Origin of the sequence: Moellerella wisconsensis ATCC 35017 (assembly GCF_001294465.1) — a bacterium.
Lineage (GTDB): Bacteria > Pseudomonadota > Gammaproteobacteria > Enterobacterales > Enterobacteriaceae > Moellerella > Moellerella wisconsensis.
In genome coordinates this window covers 38,875-64,161 of the sequence record NZ_LGAA01000011.1, presented here as the reverse complement: position 1 = coordinate 64,161, position 25,287 = coordinate 38,875, and the positions used below count along the sequence as shown (strand labels likewise).

Below are 25,287 nucleotides of genomic sequence, written 5' to 3'. Positions count from 1 at the left end.
TCAACGTGTTAGCTTAATTCTCTGTTGGCTTATCGGGTGAGTTATCAGAATTTGGTTTCAGCGTTTTAATTTCTTCAATTTGATCGCCTTTCTCATTATGCAGATGAACCTCAAGCTGGTTAAACGCAATATTAATGTCGTTTTCTCGGCACAATTTATCAATAGTACGATTCACTTCATCGGTAGTCACGCCACGGTCACCAATTTGACGCACATAAAAACGTAATTCGTGATCTAACGTACTGGCTCCAAAGCCAGTAAAATAGGCCCCTGGCGCAGGATCGGTCATCACTTTGCTATTACTGGTCGCCGCTTGTAATAACACCTGTTTTACTTTGTCTAAATCTGAACCATAAGCTACGCCTAATCCGATAGTGATCCGCGTAACGGTATCTGATAACGACCAGTTAATCAGTCGTTCGGTAACAAAAGCTTTATTGGGAATAATCACTTCTTTGCGATCAAAATCAATGATAGTGGTCGCACGAATACGAATTTTGCTCACCGTGCCCGAAAAATTACCGATAGTCACGGTATCACCAATACGGATCGGGCGTTCAAACAACAAAATAATCCCCGAAACAAAGTTGGCAAAAATTTCTTGTAAACCAAAACCTAAACCAAAAGTTAATGCCGCCGCTAACCATTGTAGCTGGTTCCATGTCACCCCTAAGGTTCCGAGAGAAGCAATGGTGCCGATACCAATAATAATGTAGGTCAATAACGTAGTGATAGCGTAAGTTGACCCTTGGCGCAGTTTGAGCCGAGACAATACCAGGACTTCTAATAATCCGGGCAAGTTACGGGTCATGACCCAAGCAACGACCATAATAATTAATGCTAAGAATAAATCAGCTAACGTGACGGCTTGTAATGCATTTTCACCCGCGATAGTAGGTACGGTGGTGTGCCACAAGGTCACGCTGTCGAGGAACGAAAAAATTGTAATAAAATCAGACCAAATGGTATAAAACGCCAGCACAAAGATAAAAAATAACGCCATGGTGGTTAAACGTAATGATTGCTGGCTGATTAAATCAATCGACATCGGTGGCTCTTTGACCGGATCACCTTCTGGATCTTCTGGCTGGCCTAGGCTTTTTCGCCGCTCAATCGCACGTTTATACGCTAATTTTCGCGCTGCCAAAGTCAATGCACGGAGACAGGTGTTATACACGATATACCAGAGTAACAGCAGATACAGGCTATCAATCCAGCGGTTTGCCAGCCTCAGCGTGGTATAATAATACCCCGCCATCATCAGCCCAATGAGAATTAATGGCGAGAAAGTTAACAGCGTTACCACTATCGAACGGGTTAAATGACTGCCATTTTCTTTCCAAACGTGGCGGCAGAATGGTAAAGTAAACAAAAATACCATCAGCAACGAAATCAATACCACCAACTGTCCAATTACGTCATTAGCAAGCCGTAAAGGATAGTTAACCCCGTAAGTCGACCAATAAATAAGAGGCAGTAACGGTAAAGATAAATTAGCAATCTGACGGCGTGTGCGTGCAATCACTGCTTTATCAATACCAAAATGTTGCTCGGCGATACCTTCCGGCTTTAACAAGCGATAACAGAATTCGAACAGTACCCAGAATAGCGCAAATTGTTGAAAAATAGCCCAAATAAATTCGCCTTGTGCATTACCCGTTTTTAAAAACCAATAACCGCAAGCAATGGCTATCATTGAGGCTGGTAAGGTTTGCGACAAGGTAAGTAACAATGCCAACGGTGTATTAAATTGGCTATCTTGGGACAATCGATTCACTTGGGTACTGATTTGCTGCAAGCGTATCGTTACTTTTTTAGAAAGCCACAGAAAAGCTATCGCTAATATCCACAATGGCAGACTTATTGGTAATGCGTTGACTAAACCTTTCTGCAAACTACTCCACGATAAGCTAAAATCCAATGATTTCAGTTCATTCTTAGCCGCCTCAGGGAAACTTTGCAGCCAAGTTAAATCCATCGGTTTATTACTATTTACCCAAAAAATTTGCTGAGCTAAGGTGTTTTCTAAAGAACTAATCACACTCAACAGCTGTTTTTGTTCAAGTTGCAAATTAATCGCTTGAGATATCTGCCCGCCTAACTGGATATTAAGCTGATCGAGCAAATCACGCCGTACCTCGAGTAACTCAGATAGTGAATTTTTTAACTCCGGGGTAATCACATTTTTTTCAGCTTCATCCAGATTATTTTCATACTGTTTAGCCACCAGCTCATTAATATAATCTGAGGTTAAATATAAGGCGTCGCGCTGTTTATTAATATCAAACTGTTCCAGGCGCAGGTCGGCAATCGTATTGGGTAAATTCTTAGTTAAGATATCGGGGGGAAGATTAACCTGCTCTTGAAACAAAATGCGCGATAATAGCAAACTTCCGCGCAGCACATTAATTTGCTCTTTTAAATTGCGTTCAGTTTGTGTCACCCTTTCCAGCCACGATTGTACTTTGATGCCCTTTTGCACCATGAGATTATTTTCTTGGGTGACCGAGATCAAGCGCTCGCTCAACTGTTTATTAATCGCAATCTCTTTTTGCACTAACGGATTATTACTGGCGTTCAAATTGGCTGAGGGAGAGCTTTGCACTTCACGCGCAGTTTCTTCGGAGTTATCTAGCCGTTTGTCACTAATAGTGGCTTGAACTTGCTGGATCTGCTCATTTAATACTTCAATAAATTCAGCGCTGTAATCTCGCTGTTTTTGTAATACATCTTGTAACTGGGTATTGGCTTGCAATACCTTTTTTTGGAAATCATTTTGTTGCTGTAAGTAATATTGTTCTATTTGTAATAATTCAGTCTGTGTCGGGCGCAAATTGGCCGGTCGATTTAAGGTACCGTTTAGCTCATCACGGATTTCTTGTAAGCGGCGTGCATTTTCCATCATAATTGATTGTGCACGTTCGGGCTGAGTCTGTAACCCAACCAACTGGGCACTAAAACTGGCTAAATCAGCTTGTTCCGTTTGTAGTTTAGCTAATAAGCTATTTAACTCAGCTTCTAATTGCGCTAATGACAAGGTTTTTAAATGGGCGATAAACTCCGCCTGAACTTGAGGCCCCCGGGATTTAATCCGTTTTAAACTATTAATTGCTTGTTTGGATTCTGAATCTGCTCGATTAATTTTTTTTTGCAGATCGTCTGAGGCTTTATTGAGCTTTTCAATACCATCATAAAAAACTAACGCTTTTTCTATGTCGTTAACCGATAATTTCTCTTCTTCGGTCAAATTACTTCGTTTGCTTAATAAGCTAAGTTCGTTCTGTATATCATCACGAGAAGGGATCGTGCCGGTAGTTAAGGCCCTTGCCTCAGCGGCAATAAAAAAAACTAAGAAGAATAAAATAACAGGAAAAATAAATGATGAACGACGCAGTTTATAATTATCAATTGATGTGTGCATGGTAAATATATCCGAATTATACTGGTCAGATTATGTATTAGCATTGCGCCAGTCAAAACAACCGACGCAATAAAAATACGCATCTGATAGCGTTAGAATGTCAGTACCTTGTCTGCCGCCAAGGTCCATTCAGCCAGTTCGACTAACGTTCCCACTGATACGCCTTCGGCTAAAGTTAATCCACTGATACCTCGGGCGTCGGTACAGGTTTTACACAACTTAACGGGCACCTGTTGAGCAGTTAGAATTTCCAGCATTTGCTGTAAATTATAGCCTTCTTTAGGATGTTGAGCGGCTAACCCTGCCGTAACAGCATCTGACATCAAAAAAACTTTCAACTCGGTTTGAGGATGATTTTCTTTTAAGGTAATCGCTAAACGCAGTGAGTTAAATAAAGTCTCGCTACCGTATGGTGCGCCATTTGCAATGATTAAGATAGAACTCATAATGATCTCCGTTATTCCGATGGTGCAGGTTGTCGCCTTATCGAAGGAGATGATCGCATCATTTCAATCAGGCTATCGACTAAGGTAACAGTATGTTGATAGATATTAAAACTCTCAGGTTGGAATAACCAGTTTTCTAAGATGCCAGAAATCATCGAATGCACCATAATTGAAGCGCATTCGACATTAAGATTAGCGGGGAGTTGTCCTGCGTCGATACATAATTGAAGTTGATCTACAATCCGACTGTGGCTTGCCATATAGTTTTCTCTTTTAAAGTCCACTACCGCCGCCATTTCGCCTACCATTTCACACTTATGGAAGAATATTTCCATCAATGCACGGTTTTTAGGATTATCAATAAATTCGGTTAAAATATATATTAACAATTCTCTTAGGCTTGAGAGTGGATCATTGATATATTTTAATCGATAATTTCTTTCAGCGAGGAGAATTTGGCTATCACTGAATTCACAAGCTTGATAAAACAAATCCGCTTTATTTTTAAAGTGCCAATAAATAGCGCCACGAGTGACTCCCGCGGCTTTGGCTATATCAGCTAAAGATGTGGTAGATACACCCCGCTCTGAAAACGTCTTTATTGCGGCATCTATTATTTCTTGGCGGGTTATCTCGGCTTGTTGTTTAGTTTTTCGTGCCATTGCTCTTTGTTTTTGTCGAAAGCTGATTTACATACATTCGTGTATGTTTGTACTATAGCACGTGATAAATTTTATTCTGTCATAATTTTCTTAATAGTTACCTAAAATAACTTGAGCGCAGATAATCTGCAAAGTAGTGTGCCTGTTCTTCAGATAAAAATAACGGAACGGGATATCGATACGGGGCAGAATAATTGCCGCTCAATGCATCGTGGGTATAGTCATATTGATTAATTGAGGTTGACTTATGCGAACTAACAGAGGGGTATTACCTCTGGCTATATTGGTACTTTCAGGTAGCTTAGCTTTATCAGGATGTAACGATGACACTCAAGGTGGCGGAGAGCGTCCGGCGCCTGAAGTAGGTATCGTAACGCTGAAAGCAGAACCTCTGACGGTTAAGACTGAATTACCAGGCCGAACTTCCGCCTATCGGATTGCCGAAGTACGCCCACAAGTGGGTGGAATTATTTTAACTAGAAACTATAAAGAAGGCAGCGATATCGACGCTGGAACTTCTTTGTACCAAATTGATCCAGCACCTTTCAAGGCTGCTTATAATAGTGCACAAGCTGATTTAGCTAAAGCCAAAGCAAATGCCGATATGGCCCGTTTAACGGTCAATCGCTATAAACCGCTATTGGGTACTAACTATATCAGTAAACAAGAATACGATACGGCGACCTCAACCTATGCGCAGGCCGTTGCTGCGGTTAAAGCAGCTGAATCTGCGGTTGAAACAGCGCGTATTAATCTAAATTATACCAAAGTGACAGCACCAATCTCAGGTCGTACCGGTAAATCAAGCGTGACGGAAGGTGCTTTAGTCGCTACTGGCCAAACAACGCCATTGACTGTCATTCAACAATTAGATCCAATCTATGTGGATGTCACTCAATCCAGTGATGACTTTATTCGTCTGAAAAATGAAATTGCTCAAGGTTCATTGCAAAAAGAACCCGGTAAAGCGCCAGTTAGTTTGGTTATGAATGGCGGTAAAGTTTATGGTCAAGAGGGTTACTTAGAATTCTCTGATGTGACTGTCGATGAAACTACCGGTTCAATCACCATGCGCGCTGTTTTCCCTAATCCTGAAAAAGAGTTATTGCCAGGAATGTTTGTCCGCGCAATTCTTGAAGATGGGGTGATTGAAAATGCCATTCTGGTACCACAACAAGGGGTGACTCGTACACCTCGTGGACAAGCCCAGGTTATGGTGGTGAATAAAGATAATCAAGTTGAGGCGCGTCAAGTTACTGCATCTCAAGCCATTGGTAACCAATGGCTGATCACGGAAGGCTTACAGCCGGGCGATCAAGTTGTGGTTATCGGCCTGCAAAAAATCAAACCGGGCGCTAAAGTCGTAGCCAAAGAAGCTAATTTGGAAACGCAATCCATAGACAATCAGGCAACCCCTGAGAAAAAGTCTTAACAAGGAGTGGGTGATTAATGCCTAAGTTTTTTATAGATAGACCAATATTTGCATGGGTAATAGCGATTATTACTATGCTTGCTGGTCTGCTGGCAATTATCAAGTTACCTGTATCTCAATACCCGACCATTGCACCGCCGGCGATTTCTATCTCCGCTAGCTATCCAGGTGCTGATGCCACAACGGTACAAAATACAGTAACTCAGGTTATCGAACAGAACATGAACGGTATCGATAACTTGGTGTATATGTCATCGACCAGTGACTCTTCCGGTAACATGAATATCTCGCTGACTTTTGATGCGGATACTGATGCCGATATTGCACAAGTACAGGTACAGAACAAACTGCAATTAGCGATGCCGTTGCTGCCACAAGAAGTACAGCAGCAAGGGATTAGCGTAGATAAATCCACCAGCTCCTTCTTGATGGTTGCTGGGTTTATCTCCAATGATGGTTCTATGGACCAGGATGATATCGCCGACTATGTGGGATCGAGTATTAAGGATCCCCTCAGCCGTGTAACCGGTGTCGGTGAGACGCAGTTATTTGGTTCACAGTATGCCATGCGCATCTGGCTCGATCCGGATAAATTAGTCAAATACAACATGAGTACTTTGGATGTTATCAATGCGATAAAAGTCCAAAATAATCAGGTTGCTGCTGGGCAAATTGGTGGTGCTCCATCGGTAGCTAATCAACGATTGAATGTGTCTATCATTGCGCAGACCCGTCTGAATAATGCGGATGAGTTTTCTAATATTTTACTGCGGGTTAATCAAGACGGCTCTCAAGTTCGCCTGAAAGATGTGGCCGTTGTCGAACTAGGTGCAGAAAACTACAACATCTTAGCTCGCTATAATGGTAAACCTTCTGCCGGTATCGGGATCAAGCTAGCCACTGGGGCTAACGCACTGGATACAGCGAAAGCTGTGCGTACAACGCTGTCAGATATGGAACCGTTCTTCCCGCAAGGGCTGGAAGTGGTTTATCCATACGATACTACCCCATTCGTTAAAATTTCAATTAACGAAGTGGTGAAAACTCTGGTTGAAGCCATCATGTTGGTGGTCGTGGTCATGTATCTGTTCTTACAGAACATCCGTGCCACACTTATCCCAACAATTGCCGTGCCAGTGGTGCTCTTAGGGACTTTCGCCATACTGGCGATGCTCGGTTATTCCATCAATACCTTGACGATGTTCGCCATGGTGCTCGCCATCGGTCTTCTGGTGGATGATGCCATCGTGGTGGTTGAAAACGTTGAGCGTGTGATGCAAGAAGAAGGGTTGCCCCCGAAAGAGGCAACCAAAAAATCCATGGAACAAATCCAAGGAGCCTTGGTGGGGATTGCGCTGGTGCTATCAGCCGTATTTATCCCAATGGCCTTCTTCGGAGGTTCTACCGGTGCTATTTATCGTCAATTCTCGGTAACTATCGTTGCTGCAATGGTACTTTCGGTTCTGGTAGCCATGATTTTGACACCAGCATTGTGCGCAACCATGCTGAAACCGATCAAAAAAGGCGATCATGGTCAAACTAAAGGCTTCTTTGGCTGGTTTAACCGTACTTTTGAAAAACAAGCGCATCATTATACCGACAGCGTAGCTCGCATGCTGAATGGTACCGGCCGCTACCTATTGATTTATGTAGTATTGGTCGCGGGAATGGCGTTTATGTTCTTACGTTTACCGTCATCTTTCTTACCCGAGGAAGATCAGGGGGTATTCTTAGCCATGGTGCAGTTACCTTCAGGCTCAACACAAGAACAAACTCAAGAAGTACTGTCCGAAGTCAGCGATTACTTTAGAACTGATGAAGAGCGCAACGTACAATCTGTATTTACCGTTAATGGCTTTGGCTTCGCCGGTCAGGGGCAAAATATGGGTCTCGCGTTCGTGGTTCTGAAAAACTGGAGTGAGCGTCAAGGGGATGAAAACCACGTTAGTGCGATTGTTCAACGTGCCAATATTGCATTGTCTAAAAAGCAAGAAGCAATTATTTTCGCCTTTAATATTCCAGCGATTGTTGAGTTAGGTACAGCCAGTGGCTTTGACTTTGAGTTGGTTGACCGTGGTGGTTTAGGCCATGAGCAACTGGCGGAAGCACGTAATCAGTTACTTGGGTTAGCAGCTCAGCATCCTGAATTATTGCAAAACGTCCGCCCTAATGGTCAAAATGATACATCGCAGTACCGTTTACGGATTGATCAACAAAAAGCCGAAGCGCTAGGTGTTTCAATCAGTGATATCAATAGCACGCTGAGTACTATGTTTGGTGGTAATTACGTCAATGACTTTATTGACCGTGGCCGCGTGAAGAAAGTGTATATTCAAGGTGAGGCAAATAGCCGTATGTTACCTTCGGATATTTCTACGCTGTACGTTCGTAATAACCAAGCACAAATGGTGCCGTTCTCTGCCTTTGTTGATACATCACAAGATCCTTGGACTTTCGGGTCACCACGTTTAGAACGTTATAACGGTGTGCCTTCAATGGAGATCCAAGGGGATGCTGCACCGGGTAAAAGTACTGGTGAGGCTATGCTGCTGATGGAAAAACTCACCGCAGAGCTGCCAGCAGGTATTGGCTACGAATGGACAGGAATGTCGTATCAAGAACGTCTGTCTGGTAACCAAGCACCGGCGTTATACGCTATCTCACTGATTGTCGTCTTCTTATGCTTGGCGGCATTGTATGAGAGCTGGTCAATTCCATTCTCAGTTATGTTAGTTGTTCCGCTCGGGATCATTGGGGCATTGCTGTTTACCTCAATCCGTGGCTTAGACAACGACGTTTACTTTAAGGTGGGCCTACTCACCACCATTGGGTTGTCGGCGAAAAACGCCATCCTAATTGTTGAGTTTGCCAAAGACCTAATGGATAAAGAAGGAAAAGGCTTAGTCGAAGCGACACTTGATGCCGTGAAGATGCGTCTCAGACCAATTCTAATGACCTCACTGGCCTTTATGCTTGGGGTATTACCATTAGTTATCAGTAATGGCGCAGGCTCTGGCGCACAGAACTCTGTCGGTACAGGGGTTCTTGGCGGTATGATTGCAGCGACCTCACTGGCTATCTTCTTTGTTCCAGTGTTCTTTGTGGTTATCCGTCGCCGCTTCAGTAAGAAAACTGAAGATATCGAACATAACCATCCAGTACAATAAGTTGTATCTGTAAACGCTAAAGGGCCACATTATGTGGCCCTTTTTTTGGCATGCTGAATATTAGATTATTGTCTAGTGTGCATTTGAACCGATAGAAAAGTATCGCGCCCTGATATATCACTACAACTCATAGCGCTTTAATTAAAGCTTTAGTTAAATAGACAGTGTCACCGACAAGTAACTCGTTAAATAAAACCATTTGAATATAACGAGAGGCACGGTGGCAAAACTTGTTAGGCCACAGATAGGCGACAAAGAATGGCTCTAATATATAAAAATAACGGCTCCAATCGAAGCCGTTATTTAAACAATTAAGAGTTAAACTCTATCGCTACGGTTACATCCAAAAGAACCAAGCAAATAGTGAGATAACCAAAATACAGGCTAAGTTTAATACGCCGCCAACGCGCACCATCTCAATTTGGCGAATATAACCGGAGCCAAATACAATCGCATTTGGCGGGGTGGCGACCGGGAGCATGAAGGCACAAGAGGCGCCGATACCAATAATCATGGTCAGCACCATAACTGGCATGCCCAACGCTTCTGCGACGGTAGCAAAAATAGGCACTAACAAAGCCGCACTGGCGGTATTACTGGTAAATTCGGTCAAAATAATGATAAACGTAGTCACCGCAAGAATAATAATAAACCAATGACTTTGCCCAAAAGTATCCTTCATCCAATCGGCCATAATGCCGCTCGCCCCTGAAGTTTGTAAAATCGCGCTTAGTGTTAGCCCCCCACCAAACAGCATTAATACACCCCACTCGGTATTTTTTTGAATTTGTGCCCAGCTCGCAACGCCGGTAATACAAATCAAAATAGCCGCGCTGATAGCGATAATAGTATCTAGATCTTTAACACCACCAAAAGCCGAACTAATGAATGTGCTAGTGATCCAACAACCTACCGCCAATAAGAAAATAATCATCGCGGTAATACGATGCCCAGTCCATTTAATATGTTCCAGTTCTAGCTCAAAGCGGTGCTTTAAATTTGGACGTAACATCATATACATCAATGCGAACATCATCGGCAGTAATACTACCACCATCGGAATACCGTATTTCATCCACGTTAAGAAGTCTAACTGCAACGCCGCAGCGGCAATCGCATTCGGTGGACTGCCAACAATGGTTCCTAAACCTCCAATACTGGCACTGTATGCAACGCCCAATAAGACGAAAACAAAGGTATTACGTTCGTGACGGATATCAAGATTAGATAAAATACCTAACACTAAAGGCAACATCATCGCCGCGGTTGCTGTGTTACTGATCCACATTGAAAGCAGTGCGGTTACGCTAAATAATAAAATTACCGCAACAGATAATCGACCACGGGCGATCATTAATAAACGGTTGGCAATCAGCCTATCAATACCCTGAATATGCAAGGCTGTCGCCAATGCAAATCCCCCGAAGAACAAGAAGATAATCGGATTAGCAAAAGATTTGAGCGCATCCCCGGTATTCATTAACCCTAACAACACCGCCAGAATAGGGATACATAACGCAGTAATGGTTACGTGAATAGCTTCCGTCAACCACAGCACGCCGATAAACACCATTAATGCCAGCCCCGCATTGGCTTTATCGTCAAATGGTAGATAGTTTAATAGTAAAAACAACACCAAAATATCAACAGCTAAAATAGCCCAACCTCGTTTATTTGACAGAGCAGGCCCAACTGCAGGTGTTAGAGTTTCAGAAGCGTCCATGATGACTCCATTAACTTAGGTTAATCATCACAAGTGACTATTACCCAAGTATTTTATGTTAATTAAAATTATGTCCGTGGAAATATAGAGTTAAATCTATGAAAATTAAATGTACAAAAATGAAAAGTGCGATCTATGCCTCTAGATTTAGCTTATCTAATGTTTAAAACTCAAAAGATAATCCGCTTTATTGGATTCACATCACATAAAAGAGTCATCAGCTAAAAAAATCAGTCATCAGCGTGAAAGAAAAAGCCATCAATTTAGAGTCCAAAAATCAACAAAATGATAACATTTATTAATGGAAATAAAGGAAAATACTCCGAGGGGATCTGACATAACGAGGGATTTAGTTAAGCAAAAATTAACGATTAAATATAAAAAACGGGAAGGTAAAATACCTTCCCGTTCAATCAATTATTCAGCATTTAAAGCATCAGCAATTATGCTTGGCCTTTAACTTCTTTCAGACCATTGAAAGGGGCACGTTCACCCAGAGCTTCTTCAATACGGATCAGCTGGTTATATTTAGCTACACGGTCAGAACGGCTCATAGAACCTGTTTTAATTTGGCCTGCTGCTGTACCTACGGCCAGATCCGCGATAGTGGCGTCTTCTGTTTCACCAGAGCGGTGAGAGATAACCGCAGTATAACCTGCATCTTTAGCCATTTTGATTGCTGCCAGAGTTTCTGTCAGTGTACCAATTTGGTTAAATTTAATCAGGATAGAGTTAGCGATACCTTTATCGATACCTTCTTTCAGGATTTTGGTATTAGTTACGAACAGATCGTCCCCCACCAATTGGATTTTATCACCCAGAATTTTAGTCTGGTAAGCAAAGCCATCCCAATCTGATTCATTCAGGCCATCTTCGATAGAAACGATAGGATACTGAGTGGTCAGTTCTGCTAAATAATCTGAGAATTCGTGAGAAGTGAATGTACGGCCTTCACCTTTCAGCTCATAGTTACCTGTTTCTTTGTTGTAGAACTCAGAAGCTGCACAGTCCATAGCTAAAGTGATGTCTTTACCTAAAACATAACCCGCTTTTTCTACTGCAGTTTTGATAACGCTTAACGCTTCTGCGTTAGAGGCTAAGTTTGGTGCATAACCCCCTTCGTCGCCTACTGCAGTGCTCATGCCTTTCGCTTTCAGTTCTTTAGCTAAGTAATGGAAAACTTCAGAACCCATACGAACAGCTTCTTTCAGTGATTTAGCACCAACTGGCTGGATCATAAACTCTTGGATATCGACGTTATTATCCGCATGCTCACCACCGTTCAGGATGTTCATCATTGGCAGAGGCATAGAGTATTTGCCGTGTGTACCGTTCAGGTCAGAGATATGCTCATACAGAGGCATACCTTTCGCTGCTGCCGCTGCTTTTGCGTTAGCAAGAGAAACTGCCAGAATCGCATTAGCACCGAATTTTGCTTTGTTTTCAGTACCATCTAACTCGATCATGATTTTATCGATGTTAGCTTGATCTTTAGCATCCTGACCAATCAGCGCTTCAGCGATTGGGCCGTTAACCGCGCCAACTGCTTTCAGTACGCCTTTGCCCAGAAAACGTGATTTATCACCATCACGCAATTCTAACGCTTCACGAGAACCTGTTGATGCGCCTGATGGAGCAGCCGCTAAACCAACAAAACCACCTTCCAGATGAACTTCTGCTTCAACTGTTGGGTTACCACGAGAGTCAATAATTTCGCGACCGATCACTTTTACGATTTTGGACATTAGGTTTTCCTCAGTACAAGTTAAATTTCGGAAGGTTAGCAACCGTTGCTAGCCCTCCCATATCTTATTTCAACTGGCCTTTCTGGTAGTTACCAGCGGCTTTTACAAAACCTGCAAACAATGGATGCCCATCTCTTGGTGTCGAGGTAAATTCAGGGTGGAATTGACATGCCACAAACCATGGATGATTCGGGTTCTCAATAATTTCCACCAGTTTGTTATCAACTGAACGACCAGCGACTTTTAGACCAGCATCTTCGATGCGTTTTAGCATCATGTTATTCACTTCATAACGATGGCGATGACGTTCAATAATCGTGCTATTGCCATACATTTCGCGTACTAGGCTGTCATTGACGAGATGGCATGGTTGACCACCCACACGCATAGTGCCACCCAGATCGCTTTCTTCACTGCGAACTTCAATATTCCCTTCTTCATCACGCCATTCAGTAATCAGCGCAACGACAGGGAATTTACAGTTTGGATCAAACTCAGTCGAATTCGCGCCTTCCATACCGGCAACATTTCGCGCATATTCAATCAGGGCTACCTGCATACCTAAACAAATTCCTAAATATGGAATGTTGTTTTCACGCGCATACTTGGCAGTCATAATTTTGCCTTCGATACCGCGTTGACCGAAGCCGCCCGGAACCAGGATGGCATCTAATCCTTTTAATAATTCTACACCACGGGTTTCGATATCCTGAGAATCAATCAGCTTGATATTGACTGTCAGGCGATTTTTCAACCCACCGTGTTTTAATGCTTCGATAACTGATTTGTAGGCATCTGGTAACTCAACATATTTACCGACCATGCCGATAGTTACTTCACCTGATGGATTAGCTTCTTCGTAAATAACTTGTTCCCATTCAGACAAATTAGCTTCACGGCAATCTAAGTTAAATCGTTTACAAATATACTCATCTAAGCCTTGTGATTTCAATAGGCTTGGAATTTTATAAATCGAATCAACATCTTTGAGTGAAACAACTGCTTTTTCTGGCACATTACAGAACAAAGCAATTTTTGCACGTTCATTCGCTGGAATAACCCTATCTGAACGACAAATCAATACATCAGGCTGAATACCAATAGACAATAATTCTTTAACTGAATGCTGAGTAGGTTTAGTTTTTACTTCACCTGCCGCAGCCAAATAAGGAACTAAAGTCAAATGCATATATAAAGTATGCTCACGACCCACTTCTGCCGCCATTTGGCGAATCGCTTCGAGGAATGGCAGTGATTCGATGTCACCGACCGTACCACCAATCTCAACCAATACTACGTCATGGCCTTCACCGCCGCGAATAATGCGGTCTTTAATTTCATTGGTGATATGAGGAATAACTTGAATAGTGGCGCCCAGATAGTCGCCACGACGTTCTTTACGCAGAACTTCAGAATAAACACGCCCAGTCGTGAAGTTATTACGACGTGTCATTTTAGTACGGATAAAACGCTCATAATGACCTAAATCAAGATCAGTTTCAGCGCCGTCTTCTGTAACGAAAACTTCCCCGTGTTGGGTTGGACTCATGGTCCCCGGATCGACGTTAATATACGGATCCAGTTTCATGATAGTGACATTGAGTCCACGGGCTTCGAGTATAGCCGCCAAAGAGGCTGCGGCAATGCCTTTACCCAGAGAGGATACGACCCCGCCGGTCACAAAAATATAATTAGTTTTCATGCTGAACCTGAAAGTTTAGGTTTAAAAGATGATGGATATAACAGGACGGGAAAACAGTATACCCGAACCTTAAATTCGCTACAAATGATCTGAGCATAATAAGGTTTAGTTTCATCAATACCCTAATAATATCAAAAAGTTATACGTAAAAATATTTACGCCGGTTAATTAGCCCATTTATTATCTATTTTTAGATTAACACACTTTAACCCGTATTTTAATACTCTTAGCTAAATCCTTTCAGCCTTATGTTTCACTGGCGTTCTTGCTGTTTTATTTGCTGCCAGCAATCTTCCATATCTTCTAGTGTAGCAGTTTCTAGCGTTTGTCCTTTGTCAGAGATCATAGTTTCGATTTTTCTAAAGCGTCGTTCGAATTTATCGCAGGCTTTTTGCAGCGCCATTTCAGGTTTATGCCCTAAATGGCGTGATAAATTAACGGTCGCAAATAATAAATCACCAATCTCCTCTTCCAGATGTTGCTGATCGACCACCGCTTGCTGCGCTTCATCCATCACTTCGTCTATTTCTTCGTACACTTTATCCAGCACTGGACCAAGCGTATCCCAATCGAACCCTACAGATGCGCAGCGTTTTTGAATTTTATAGGCTTTCATCAATGCTGGTAGCGTGTTAGGAATATCGTCTAATACTGAAAATTGCGCTTTCAATGCGCGTTCTTGCCCTTTACGTTGCTCCCAACCGGCTAATATTTGTGCTTTATCTAATTCAGTCGCTGTCGCTGAAAACACATGTGGATGACGATGCTCTAATTTATCGCTAACCGCTTGGCAAATATCATTAAAATCAAATAAATTTTGCTCCTGAGCCATTTGAGCATAAAAGACCACTTGGAATAACAAGTCCCCTAACTCACCTTTTAAGTCACTGAAATCTTTGCGTTCAATCGCATCTAAAACTTCATATGTCTCTTCCAAGGTATATGGAGCGATGGTGTCAAACGTTTGTTGTTTATCCCACGGGCATCCTGATTCTGGATCACGCAGTTGCACCATAATTTGCAATAATCGAGTTAACTGTGTTTCAGATTTTGTCATAATTTTTGCTCTTAATTTTCAGCTCTGTATATATTTTCTATTTATAAGCCATAAAAATAATAAATCCTGAGTATCGCCGCCTTAAATTAAGCTGCTTGGCCTTCTGCCCCCTGATCAGTTTCGATCATCAGGGCAAAAGTTATGGCCTTATAGCAACCCACAATATGGTGGTTATAGCTCAGGATTAAATTCAATATGTTAGGTTCAATTACTGGGAATAACGTTTGGCTTCAATAACATCAGGTAATTGATTCAGTTTAGCTAATACTCTGCCAAGTACCTGTAAGTTATAAATTTCAATCGTCATATCAATAGTCGCCAACTGCTGCTTAACATCGCTCCGGCTACTAACTCCCAGCACATTGACTTTTTCATTGGCTAATATTGTGGTGATATCACGCAATAATCCGCTGCGATCGTTGGCCTGCACACGCACCACTAATGAATAGCCACTGGAATAATTTTCACCCCAAACGGCATCAATAACCCGCTCAGGGGCATGGCTTTGAAGCTCGGCCAACTGCTCACAATCCAGTTGATGTATAGAAATGCCCCGACCTTTAGTAATGAAGCCGGCAATATCATCGCCCGGAATTGGCTGGCAGCATTTAGCGATATGATGCATTAAATTACCAACGCCTTCGACCACGATTCGACCACTGTCTTTCGGTGGTTGACGCACGGCACTGGTTTTATTTTCTAGGCTTTTTAATGCCTCACGGTCAGCTTCTTCTGCGGTGGTTTTATTAAATTTGCTCTGTAAGAAATTAACCAATTGATTAATACGAATATCGCCGCCACCAATTCCTGCCAATACTTCATCTAACGAATGTACATTATAACGCGCGATCAACAGTTTCTCGGCTTCTTTCAAGCTAATGTCTAAATGCACAATCTCGTTGTCGAGAATTTGACGCCCGGCCAAAATATTTTTATCTCGGTCTTGCTTACGGAACCAGTTATGTACTTTGGCACGTCCACGACTAGTAGTAATGTATCCCAGATTTGGATTTAACCAGTCACGGCTTGGGTTTGGGTGTTTTTGGGTGATAATTTCAATTTGATCCCCCATTTGAAGTTGGTAGCTAAACGGAACAATACGGCCACCAATTTTCGCGCCGATGCAACGATGGCCGACATCACTGTGAATATGGTAGGCAAAATCCAGAGGCGTCGAACCGGCTGGCAAATCAACCACATCGCCTTTCGGGGTAAACACATACACACGATCATCAAAAACTTGGCTACGCACTTCATCCAGCATCTCGCCGGAATCTGACATCTCTTCTTGCCAAGCAATTAATTTACGCAGCCATGCAATTCGATTTTCATAGCTATTGCCACGGCCTGCTACCGCGGCTGCACCTTCTTTATATTTCCAGTGCGCAGCTACCCCCAGTTCCGAATCTTCATGCATTTGGCGGGTACGGATCTGGATTTCAATCGTTTTACCGCCGGGGCCTAATACCACGGTATGAATAGACTGATAACCGTTCGGTTTTGGGTTAGCCACATAATCATCAAATTCATCAGGCATATGGCGATAATGGGTATGTACAATACCAAGAGCCGCATAGCAATCTTGCAAGCGTTCAACCACAATCCTGACGGCGCGAACATCAAATAATTCATCAAAAGCCAAGGATTTTTTCTGCATTTTGCGCCAAATACTGTAAATATGTTTTGGTCGTCCATACACATCTGCCTGAATATTTTCTTTCTGCATATATTTACGCACGGTGCTGACGAAAGTATCAATATATCCTTCACGATCAATACGCCGTTCATGCAGTAATTTAGCGATTTTTTTATATTCTTCGGGGTGTAGATAGCGGAAACAAAAATCCTCAAGTTCCCATTTTAGCTGACCAATACCGAGGCGATTAGCCAGTGGGGCGTAAATATTTGAACATTCTTTAGCGGCTAAAACGCGTTCATCTTCTGTCGCGTCTTTAACTTCACGCAAATGAGCAATACGCTCTGCTAGCTTGATTACCACACAGCGAAAATCTTCTACCATGGATAACAACATGCGCCGAACGTTATCCACTTGAATCGAGCTGGTTTCTGTCGATTGAGTGGCTTTTAATTGGCGTATTGCGTCCATTTCCAATACGCCTTTGACCAAGTCATAAATAGGCTGACCAAAATCTTCAGTCACCGTAGGCGCTGTAAGGTGTTTTTCTTCCACCAGAGGAAATAACATTGCGGCTTGTAGGCTACCGATATCCATACTTAAAGTGGATAAAATCTCCACCATTTCGATACCACGCCATAACAGCAGCTCACCATTTTCCTGCGTTTGCGTTTTATCGCGACAATATTGCCAGGTATGGATAAGTTTTTCTTCTGATTGAGAATTATTTAACCCTAGACTGCTTACCCACTTCTCAGGAGCAAACTCACCTGCGGGGGTTAAATGCGCACTTCTTACAGCAACCATAATATCTCCCTACCTATTAAATCGTCGGAGTACGGACAAATAATGCCATTGATTCTAAATGACCGGTCTGCGGAAACATATCCAGCATCCGTAAATTTACTAAATTGTAGCCGGCATCCAATAAAATTTTACTATCACGTGCCAATGTTGTCGGGTTACACGAAACATAGACTACTTTTTCCGGTAACAGCTTAGCGATATGCGCCATAACCCCCGCAGCTCCTGCCCGCGCGGGATCTAGCAGAACCTTATTAAAACCTTGTTGCGCCCAAGGTTGAGATTGAATATCGGCCTCAAGATTTTCATGAAAAAATGTGGCGTTATGGCATTCATTAAGCCGCGCATTATGTTGAGCATTCAACACCAATGTTTCAACCCCCTCAACGCCCACCACTTCACCGGCATAACGCGCCAGAGGCAAAGTAAAATTCCCCATTCCACAGAACAGATCTAAAACTCGATCATCACGTTGTGGCGCTAACCATTCAATCGCTTGAGCCACCATCTGCTGATTAATTTGGCTGTTAACCTGAATAAAATTCAGCGGATTGAAGGTCAGCAGGGTATCCGCAACCTGATACATTGGCGTAATATTTTCTGCGCTATCTAACGTTTCAAGCTGGCGATCCCCCTGGTTTAGTAACACCTTGAGACTATGCTGCAATGCAAATTGATGCAATTGTAGTTTATCTGCTTTGGGAAGCGGATCGAGATGCCGTAATACCACCATCAGCACATTATCGGCATAGATTAGCTCAACATGACCCAAACGCGGGGCGGATTTTAGTTGATTTAGGCATTTTGATAATGGCAATAAAATATTTTCTAGCTCAGGCTGCATGACTGGGCACATTTTTATGTCCACTAGCGTATTCGACTGACTTTGCCTAAAGCCCATCACCAAATGCCGTTGTTTTGCTTGGTATTGAAGCCCCAAACGTGCTCGGCGCCGATAACCGTATTCGGCACCACAAATTACCGGTTCAGCGGATAATTCAACGCCGGTTTCTCGGGCGACTAAACGAGATAAAACATCGGCTTTACTTTTTCGTTGTAAAGCAATTGCCGCATGTTGTTGCTGGCATCCGCCACATTTAGCAAAATGCTGACATTTAGGCACCACTCGCCAAGGGCTGTCTGAAAAGCGTTTAATGATTTTCGCTTTGCCAAATTGACGTTTTTCTTCGATTAATTCAACCCTGGCTTCTTCTGCGGGTAAGAGACCGGCAACAAAAATTGTTTTACCCTCAGCACGAGCAACTCCCTGCCCTGCGGCATCTAAATTATCTGCACAAACCGTGAGAGTACGGCGCTGAATGGAACGGCGATGTGGCGAGTAAAATTGCACCATATTAGTCACTACGAGGAATAAAATTTTAAGTTAACCCTATTATAAGGGGAAATTAACTTTCTGGCACCGAACTTCTTAAAAAGAATCTGTAAATTAGTTAAGCAAAGACATAATTCATCGGTAAGAACAGCGCATTAATTAATACATCATGATCGATACTCAACGGCGGATATTAGTCTATTTTGCCTCAGCTCTATCGCTATTATCATCGAAATATTATTTTTCATTTATTGACTAAAAATAACGTATCTAAGAATGTCATATTTTTCTTAAGTGTATCATTTACCCCGAGTACTTTAACTAAAAAACTGTGAGTCAAATTGAGGTAACATAATAAAACACATCAGATTTACCTTTATTAAAGGGGGAATCCATCATTAATAGTCATAATGAAACCATTAACCAAACTTTAAGTTGATAATTAACCTTAATTAATTGCTCACCATAAATTTACGATATTCTTCATATGCATAATGATCAGTCATGCCGCTGATATAATCTTGAATTAATCGTGCTCGATAATAAAATTCCAACATATCTTTCTCTTTATCATCAGTTGCAGCGATCTGTTCAATAGCTTCTCGATAAGAGAGCCGATGCTTATTGGATAACTTATGCAATAATCGAGTTTCAATAAAATAATCTGGGTGGTGATCATCTTTAGCTAATGCCATAAAATCGACGCGAGACATCAATAATAACGGACGGTAAGCATCCAGCAGCCCATTGATAATTTTGTAACCTTGCAATTCAAGTTGTTCAACTTCAGGGTGACTAAAAACATGACGAGAAGCAACGCGTTTTAATGCCAATAACAATCGATGTTCTTGGCTTTTATCTTCTAATAATGCGCTGTTAAAATGTCCAGAATAAATATCTGGCAAATTATCGATAAATCTCTGGGCACTATAAGGCGCTAATTTACTCGTAATATTGACCCGTAAATACATAAAAAACTGATCTTGCTGAATACGCCGAGTATGATTATTGCTAATATTTTTATACGCTCGAATAACTGTTTGCTCAAACAAATCACCCGGTGTAACGTCGCCCCATTCTTGGCGAATATAATCCTTCAACTGATCGACGGTAAATATGCCTTTTTCAACTGCATCGTCTAGATCAGCAATACAATACGAAATATCATCGGCAGCTTCCATAATATATGACAATGGGAAGCGGCAATATTTACCCATATTTAACGCTTTGCATAATTCACTAATAAACGCAGATTCTGACCAGTAATAGCCGGGTTTTTTCATTAGATAATTAAATTCAGCCGGGACTGGCGCTAAATCATAAGCTCCTCGAGTATATTTTAAAATGGAACCAATCTGGGCATAGGTCAAATTCAATTTAAGTAATTGATGAGCCATACGTAGTCCCTGCGCATTACCTTCAAATAAACACAGATCGCGACGTAATTGGCGACGAAATAAATCCCCCCTTGGTTCACCCGTTAATTTTAGCGGCGCAATAAAACAGGGGTCGGATTGCTGGGTATCCCATTGATATTCTGGTGATAATAGCTGTTTAAACCAACTCTGAATCGCCGCTTCACCAAAATGTCCAAACGGTGGATTACCGATATCGTGCATCAAACACGCCATTTCGACTAAACTTTCAAAAGCATCAATTCGATCAGTTAATCCATAGTGTTCAATCAAACCGCGTTTTCTTAATTCAGCAAATACAGTTTTAGAGATATAGCGCCCAACTTGTTGAACTTCAAGGGAATGAGTTAAACGACTTCTTACCGCTGCATTTTGTTCTAGTGGAAAGACTTGGGTTTTCTGTTGTAAACGGCGAATAGCTGCGGAATTAATAATTCGACCGCGATCGCTTTCAAATTGGCGATTAATTAAATCTTCATCATCTGGAATTAACGTAATATTTTTTTGGCTATTATAACTGCGCTGGTAACTCAGTTTTTGTTTGAAATTAATCTCAGCCATTGATTTCCCCTTGGCTTATTTGGCGGTATCTCATCATCACTTAATTAATGATAAAACCTTATAGCCACCCGACTTTTCAATGCTACACTTAATGGCATTAGCGCTGTAACGGCTCATATTATGGTTCGGGAGGCTGTTTATTATTTTCATAATTTATGACTCGTTTTTATATTTACTCATCCCCGCTAAATAATCTACCATAATTGAGCGAGTATACAGACGTAAGTGTTTAATTAACCAACAAAGAGTATCACATAATGAAAGTCGGTATTATAGGTGCAATGGAGCAAGAAGTGACCCTTCTGCGCGCTCAAATTGAAGGATGTCAAACACTGGCTCTTGGCGGCTGTGAAATTTACAGCGGTAAATTAAACGGGATTGATATCGCACTACTAAAATCAGGTATTGGTAAAGTATCGGCGGCAATTGGCACCACTTTATTACTTGAGCACTTCAAACCCGATTTTGTTATCAATACTGGCTCTGCCGGGGGATTAGACGCCTCATTGAATGTTGGCGATATTGTGGTTTCTACTGAAGTGCGCTATCACGACGCTGATGTCACTGCTTTCGGCTATGAACCAGGCCAAATGGCACAATGTCCACCCGCGTTCATCGCTGACGAAAAATTAATTGCACTGGCAGAAAAATGCATCCAACAATTAAATTTAAATGCGGTTCGTGGCTTAATTTGCAGTGGCGATGCCTTTATTAATGGCTCTGAGCCGCTAGCACGTATTCGCCATATCTTCCCGCAAGTGGCCGCGGTAGAAATGGAAGCCGCAGCTGTCGGCCACGTTTGTCATCAATTTAACGTACCATTTGTGGTGGTTAGAGCAATTTCTGATGTCGCAGATAAACAATCTCACACCAGTTTTGATGAGTTCTTACCTGTAGCCGCACGCCAATCTTCATTAATGATTACTGCGATGCTCACTGAGCTTAATTAATCATCATACTAATCACTGTGCTATTAATTTGCGCGATAAAAATAATAGGCGTTATTGATAACACAGTGAATTATTGGTTTTATTAACTGTCGCTAATTTTACCTATCACGGATCGCGCGCGATGCATAAAATACACGTTAGAATTCCCCCAATCGCAGCCGTTATTTTCACCCTGTTATTTACCAGTATATTTTCAATCACAGTAAGTTATGCAGAGGTAAAACAACGTATTATTAGTTTATCACCCGCTAATACAGAGCTAGCCTACGCCGCAGGCATGGGAGATAGTTTAATTGCAGTTAGTGCCTATTCCGATTATCCCCCTGAAGCCAAAAAACTAGAACAAGTTGCTGATTGGCAAGGGATTAACTTAGAACGTATTATTGCCTTAAAACCTGATTTAATTCTCGCATGGCGCGGAGGGAATCCGCAGCGGCCGCTCGACCAAATCGCAGCCTTGGGTATTCCGGTGATCTATTTTGATCCCAATTCAATCAATGAAATTATTGCGGCAATAAATACGCTAGCAGAATATAGCCCACATCCTGATATCGCTAAAAAATCCACACAATTATTGCAACAGCAATTAGATGATTTACATCAGAAATATCAAAATAACACTCTAAATAAACCGGTATTTATTCAGCTAGGAACGCAGCCACTGTTTACCGCCGGAGGGAAAACCTTACAAAATGAAATTGTGGCTTTATGTGGGGGACAGAATATTTTTGCCAACAGCCAAATTCCTTGGCCGCAAGTGAGCCGCGAACAAGTTTTAGTCCGTCAGCCGGAATATATTATTATCGCAGGTTCTGAAGATCAAAAATCAATTATTGAGCGGTTTTGGCAACCTCAAATGAAGGCCAAAATTATCTCATTAAATCAAGATTGGTTTCACCGAGCCGGTCCGAGAAGTCTACTAGCCGCTCAGCAATTGTGCGCGCAAATCAATTCTATCAACCAATAAACCAAATTTAATGGCGATAAAAAACCAAGGGGCGGAGCTCATCCCCTTGGTCATTTTGTAGCTCGCTGACAACTAAGCATTCAGTACCACGAAGATTAGTGGGCTGAATATAGTGAAATAAGGGGGATTCTAATCGAATTTTCACCCGTATCAGATACTGAAAGATGAACCACAGCCACACGTCGTTTTAGCATTCGGGTTGGTTACAATAAAACGAGAGCCCTCAAGACCTTCGGTATAATCAACACAGCCACCGACTAAATATTGTAAGCTCATCGGATCAACAACCAGTTCAACGCCTTGTTTCTCGATTGTTAAATCACCTTCATTGACTTTATCGTCAAAGGTAAACCCATACTGAAAACCACTGCATCCGCCGCCGGTGATATAGACACGTAAACGCAGATTTGGATTCTCTTCATCAGAAACCAAGTCTTTAACTTTAATCGCTGCTGCATCGGTAAATTGCAGAGGCAGTGCTACATTATCACTCATTTCATTACTCCAAACCGGAAACCGGTAATCTCATTCAGAAGCCAGCAAGGCTTACTCTGATCTGTCTCTACTCTAAATACTGCCCTTAAACTGGCGCAGTTGCAGAACATGAAAAATTCACAATAGTCCGACAAGATAGCCCGGTAAAACCCAAGGTAATCTAATGAAATAACATCAATTTGAATTTTTTGTTATTTCTATTTGAGCCCTCTTTATTCATCGCCTTATGCTGAGCACACCTGCAACCTAAAGTATGGCGAGTATCGTAATTATCTAATACCCGACCAATGGGTTCAACTATTGTGACACTTTTTGGCACTTTTGGAAAACAGTGCTGCGGAGTATTTGGCTTAACCCCTACAGTGCATTAGAATGGCGGTATTAATTAGCTCACCTTCTTACTTGGAGCCCTGAATGAGCCATTCTCAAACACTTTATGACAAAGCACAACAACTTATCCCCGGCGGCGTAAATTCACCGGTACGTGCCTTTAACGGTGTCGGCGGTACCCCTCTATTTATTGAGCGGGCTGATGGTGCCTATATCTATGATGTAGATGGTAAATCTTATATTGATTATGTCGGTTCATGGGGCCCGATGGTCTTAGGTCATAATCACCCAGCCATTCGTGATGCCGTACTAAAAGCGGTTAATAAAGGCCTGAGCTTTGGTGCACCAACCGCAGCTGAAGTACAAATGGCAGATTTAGTCTGCGAATTAATGCCATCCATTGATATGATACGTATGGTTAACTCGGGAACCGAAGCGACTATGAGCGCAATCCGCTTAGCCCGTGGTTATACCGAACGTGACAAAATCATTAAATTTGAAGGCTGCTATCATGGTCACGCGGATTGCTTGCTAGTTAAAGCGGGCTCAGGCGCGCTAACCATGGGTGAGCCTAATTCTCCGGGCGTGCCAGAAGATTTTGTAAAACATACGCTGACCTGTACTTATAATGACTTATCTTCAGTGCGTCAAGCGTTTGAAAACTACCCTGAGGACATTGCTTGTATTATTGTCGAGCCGGTCGCAGGTAACATGAATTGCATTCCGCCAAATCAAGACTTTTTACCGGGCCTACGCGCACTGTGTGATGAATTCGGTGCCTTGCTTATCATTGATGAAGTCATGACAGGCTTCCGCGTTGCCCTAGGTGGAGCTCAAGACTACTACGGCGTAGTGCCAGATTTAACCTGCCTAGGTAAAATTATTGGCGGCGGTATGCCTGTCGGCGCATTTGGTGGGCGTTTTGATGTAATGCAAAAACTGGCTCCTATTGGCCCAGTTTATCAAGCAGGGACTTTATCCGGTAACCCTGTCGCGATGGCGGCGGGATTAGCCTGTTTAAATGAAGTCGCTCAACCTGGCGTACATGCTCGACTCGCGGAATTAACCGACAAACTGGCGCGTGGATTAGAAAAAGTAGCCGAAGAAGAAGGGATCCCGCTGGTCGTCAATCATGTTGGCGGCATGTTTGGTATTTTCTTCACCGATGCCAAACGCGTAACTTGCTATCAAGATGTGATGCAGTGTAATACCGAACGCTTTAAACAGTTCTTCCATTTAATGCTGCAAAAAGGGATTTATTTAGCCCCTTCAGCCTTCGAGGCAGGTTTTATGTCGATTGCTCATAGCGATGAAGATATTGATAAAACTCTTGAGGCAGCACGCGAAGCATTCGCCAAAATGGACAAATAATCGTTTTTACTGATGCTCATTAATCGGCATCAGTACAGCCCATAAAAAAATGCCGCGCTCTGTATTTATA

At 42.3% G+C, this 25,287-nt stretch carries 16 protein-coding genes; 5 read left to right on the top strand and 11 right to left on the bottom strand.

The genetic code is table 11. From position 1 onward, the window contains the following. Positions 1–13: 13 nt before the first annotated feature. The 3 genes from mscK to acrR all read right to left on the bottom strand — a co-directional run bounded on the left by mscK (position 14) and on the right by acrR (position 4,529). On the bottom strand, positions 14–3,421 hold the full coding sequence (mscK, locus tag M992_RS06045) for a mechanosensitive channel MscK (RefSeq protein WP_053907762.1): 3,408 nt from the start codon (positions 3,419–3,421) through the stop codon (positions 14–16). Positions 3,422–3,513: 92 nt separating this feature from the next. Beyond that, on the bottom strand, positions 3,514–3,867 hold the full coding sequence (locus M992_RS06040; RefSeq protein WP_047256872.1) for a DsrE/DsrF/TusD sulfur relay family protein: 354 nt from the start codon (positions 3,865–3,867) through the stop codon (positions 3,514–3,516). Positions 3,868–3,878: 11 nt separating this feature from the next. Continuing rightward, on the bottom strand, positions 3,879–4,529 hold the full coding sequence (acrR, locus tag M992_RS06035) for a multidrug efflux transporter transcriptional repressor AcrR (RefSeq protein WP_047256873.1): 651 nt from the start codon (positions 4,527–4,529) through the stop codon (positions 3,879–3,881). Positions 4,530–4,776: 247 nt separating this feature from the next. Between acrR and M992_RS06030 the strand changes: the two genes are divergently transcribed. Continuing rightward, a complete protein-coding gene (locus M992_RS06030; RefSeq protein ID WP_053907761.1) occupies positions 4,777–5,961 on the top strand; it encodes an efflux RND transporter periplasmic adaptor subunit in 1,185 nt (394 codons plus the stop codon). Between the two features lie 17 nt (positions 5,962–5,978). Next, positions 5,979–9,128 (top strand): efflux RND transporter permease subunit, encoded by a 3,150-nt coding sequence (locus M992_RS06025; RefSeq protein WP_053907760.1) that lies wholly within the window; start codon positions 5,979–5,981, stop codon positions 9,126–9,128. Between the two features lie 337 nt (positions 9,129–9,465). On the opposite strand, the gene M992_RS06020 is transcribed toward M992_RS06025, so the two are convergent. The 7 genes from M992_RS06020 to dgt all read right to left on the bottom strand — a co-directional run bounded on the left by M992_RS06020 (position 9,466) and on the right by dgt (position 21,104). Then, positions 9,466–10,851, bottom strand: coding sequence for a DASS family sodium-coupled anion symporter (locus M992_RS06020; protein WP_053907759.1), 1,386 nt, complete (start codon positions 10,849–10,851; stop codon positions 9,466–9,468). Positions 10,852–11,294: 443 nt separating this feature from the next. Further along, positions 11,295–12,596, bottom strand: coding sequence for a phosphopyruvate hydratase (eno, locus tag M992_RS06015; RefSeq protein WP_053907758.1), 1,302 nt, complete (start codon positions 12,594–12,596; stop codon positions 11,295–11,297). Between the two features lie 64 nt (positions 12,597–12,660). Continuing rightward, positions 12,661–14,298 carry a glutamine hydrolyzing CTP synthase gene (gene pyrG, locus M992_RS06010; protein WP_053907757.1) on the bottom strand — a complete coding sequence of 546 codons (1,638 nt, stop codon included), beginning with the start codon at positions 14,296–14,298 and terminating at the stop codon, positions 12,661–12,663. 253 nt (positions 14,299–14,551) lie between these two features. Beyond that, entirely contained in the window at positions 14,552–15,355 is an 804-nt protein-coding gene (gene mazG, locus M992_RS06005; RefSeq protein WP_053907756.1) for a nucleoside triphosphate pyrophosphohydrolase, read from the bottom strand. A 208-nt stretch (positions 15,356–15,563) separates the two neighbouring features. Next, positions 15,564–17,798 (bottom strand): GTP diphosphokinase, encoded by a 2,235-nt coding sequence (gene relA / locus M992_RS06000; protein ID WP_047256880.1) that lies wholly within the window; start codon positions 17,796–17,798, stop codon positions 15,564–15,566. A gap of 16 nt (positions 17,799–17,814) precedes the next feature. Beyond that, on the bottom strand, positions 17,815–19,149 hold the full coding sequence (gene rlmD, locus M992_RS05995) for a 23S rRNA (uracil(1939)-C(5))-methyltransferase RlmD (RefSeq protein WP_053907755.1): 1,335 nt from the start codon (positions 19,147–19,149) through the stop codon (positions 17,815–17,817). Positions 19,150–19,580: 431 nt separating this feature from the next. Beyond that, positions 19,581–21,104 carry a dGTPase gene (gene dgt, locus M992_RS05990; protein WP_053907754.1) on the bottom strand — a complete coding sequence of 508 codons (1,524 nt, stop codon included), beginning with the start codon at positions 21,102–21,104 and terminating at the stop codon, positions 19,581–19,583. A gap of 257 nt (positions 21,105–21,361) precedes the next feature. On the opposite strand from dgt, the gene mtnN reads away from it, so the two are divergent. Together mtnN and btuF are read left to right on the top strand one after the other, a co-directional pair. Further along, positions 21,362–22,054, top strand: coding sequence for a 5'-methylthioadenosine/S-adenosylhomocysteine nucleosidase (gene mtnN, locus M992_RS05985; protein ID WP_047256883.1), 693 nt, complete (start codon positions 21,362–21,364; stop codon positions 22,052–22,054). Between the two features lie 121 nt (positions 22,055–22,175). After that, on the top strand, positions 22,176–23,021 hold the full coding sequence (btuF, locus tag M992_RS05980) for a vitamin B12 ABC transporter substrate-binding protein BtuF (protein ID WP_082335395.1): 846 nt from the start codon (positions 22,176–22,178) through the stop codon (positions 23,019–23,021). Between the two features lie 150 nt (positions 23,022–23,171). Here the strand turns inward: btuF and erpA are convergent, their stop codons facing one another. Continuing rightward, a complete protein-coding gene (erpA, locus tag M992_RS05975; RefSeq protein ID WP_053907753.1) occupies positions 23,172–23,516 on the bottom strand; it encodes an iron-sulfur cluster insertion protein ErpA in 345 nt (114 codons plus the stop codon). Positions 23,517–23,930: 414 nt separating this feature from the next. Here erpA and hemL point away from each other — a divergent pair, with 414 nt between their 5' ends. Next, positions 23,931–25,217 (top strand): glutamate-1-semialdehyde 2,1-aminomutase, encoded by a 1,287-nt coding sequence (gene hemL, locus M992_RS05970; RefSeq protein WP_053907752.1) that lies wholly within the window; start codon positions 23,931–23,933, stop codon positions 25,215–25,217. The last annotated feature ends 70 nt before the right edge of the window (positions 25,218–25,287 follow it).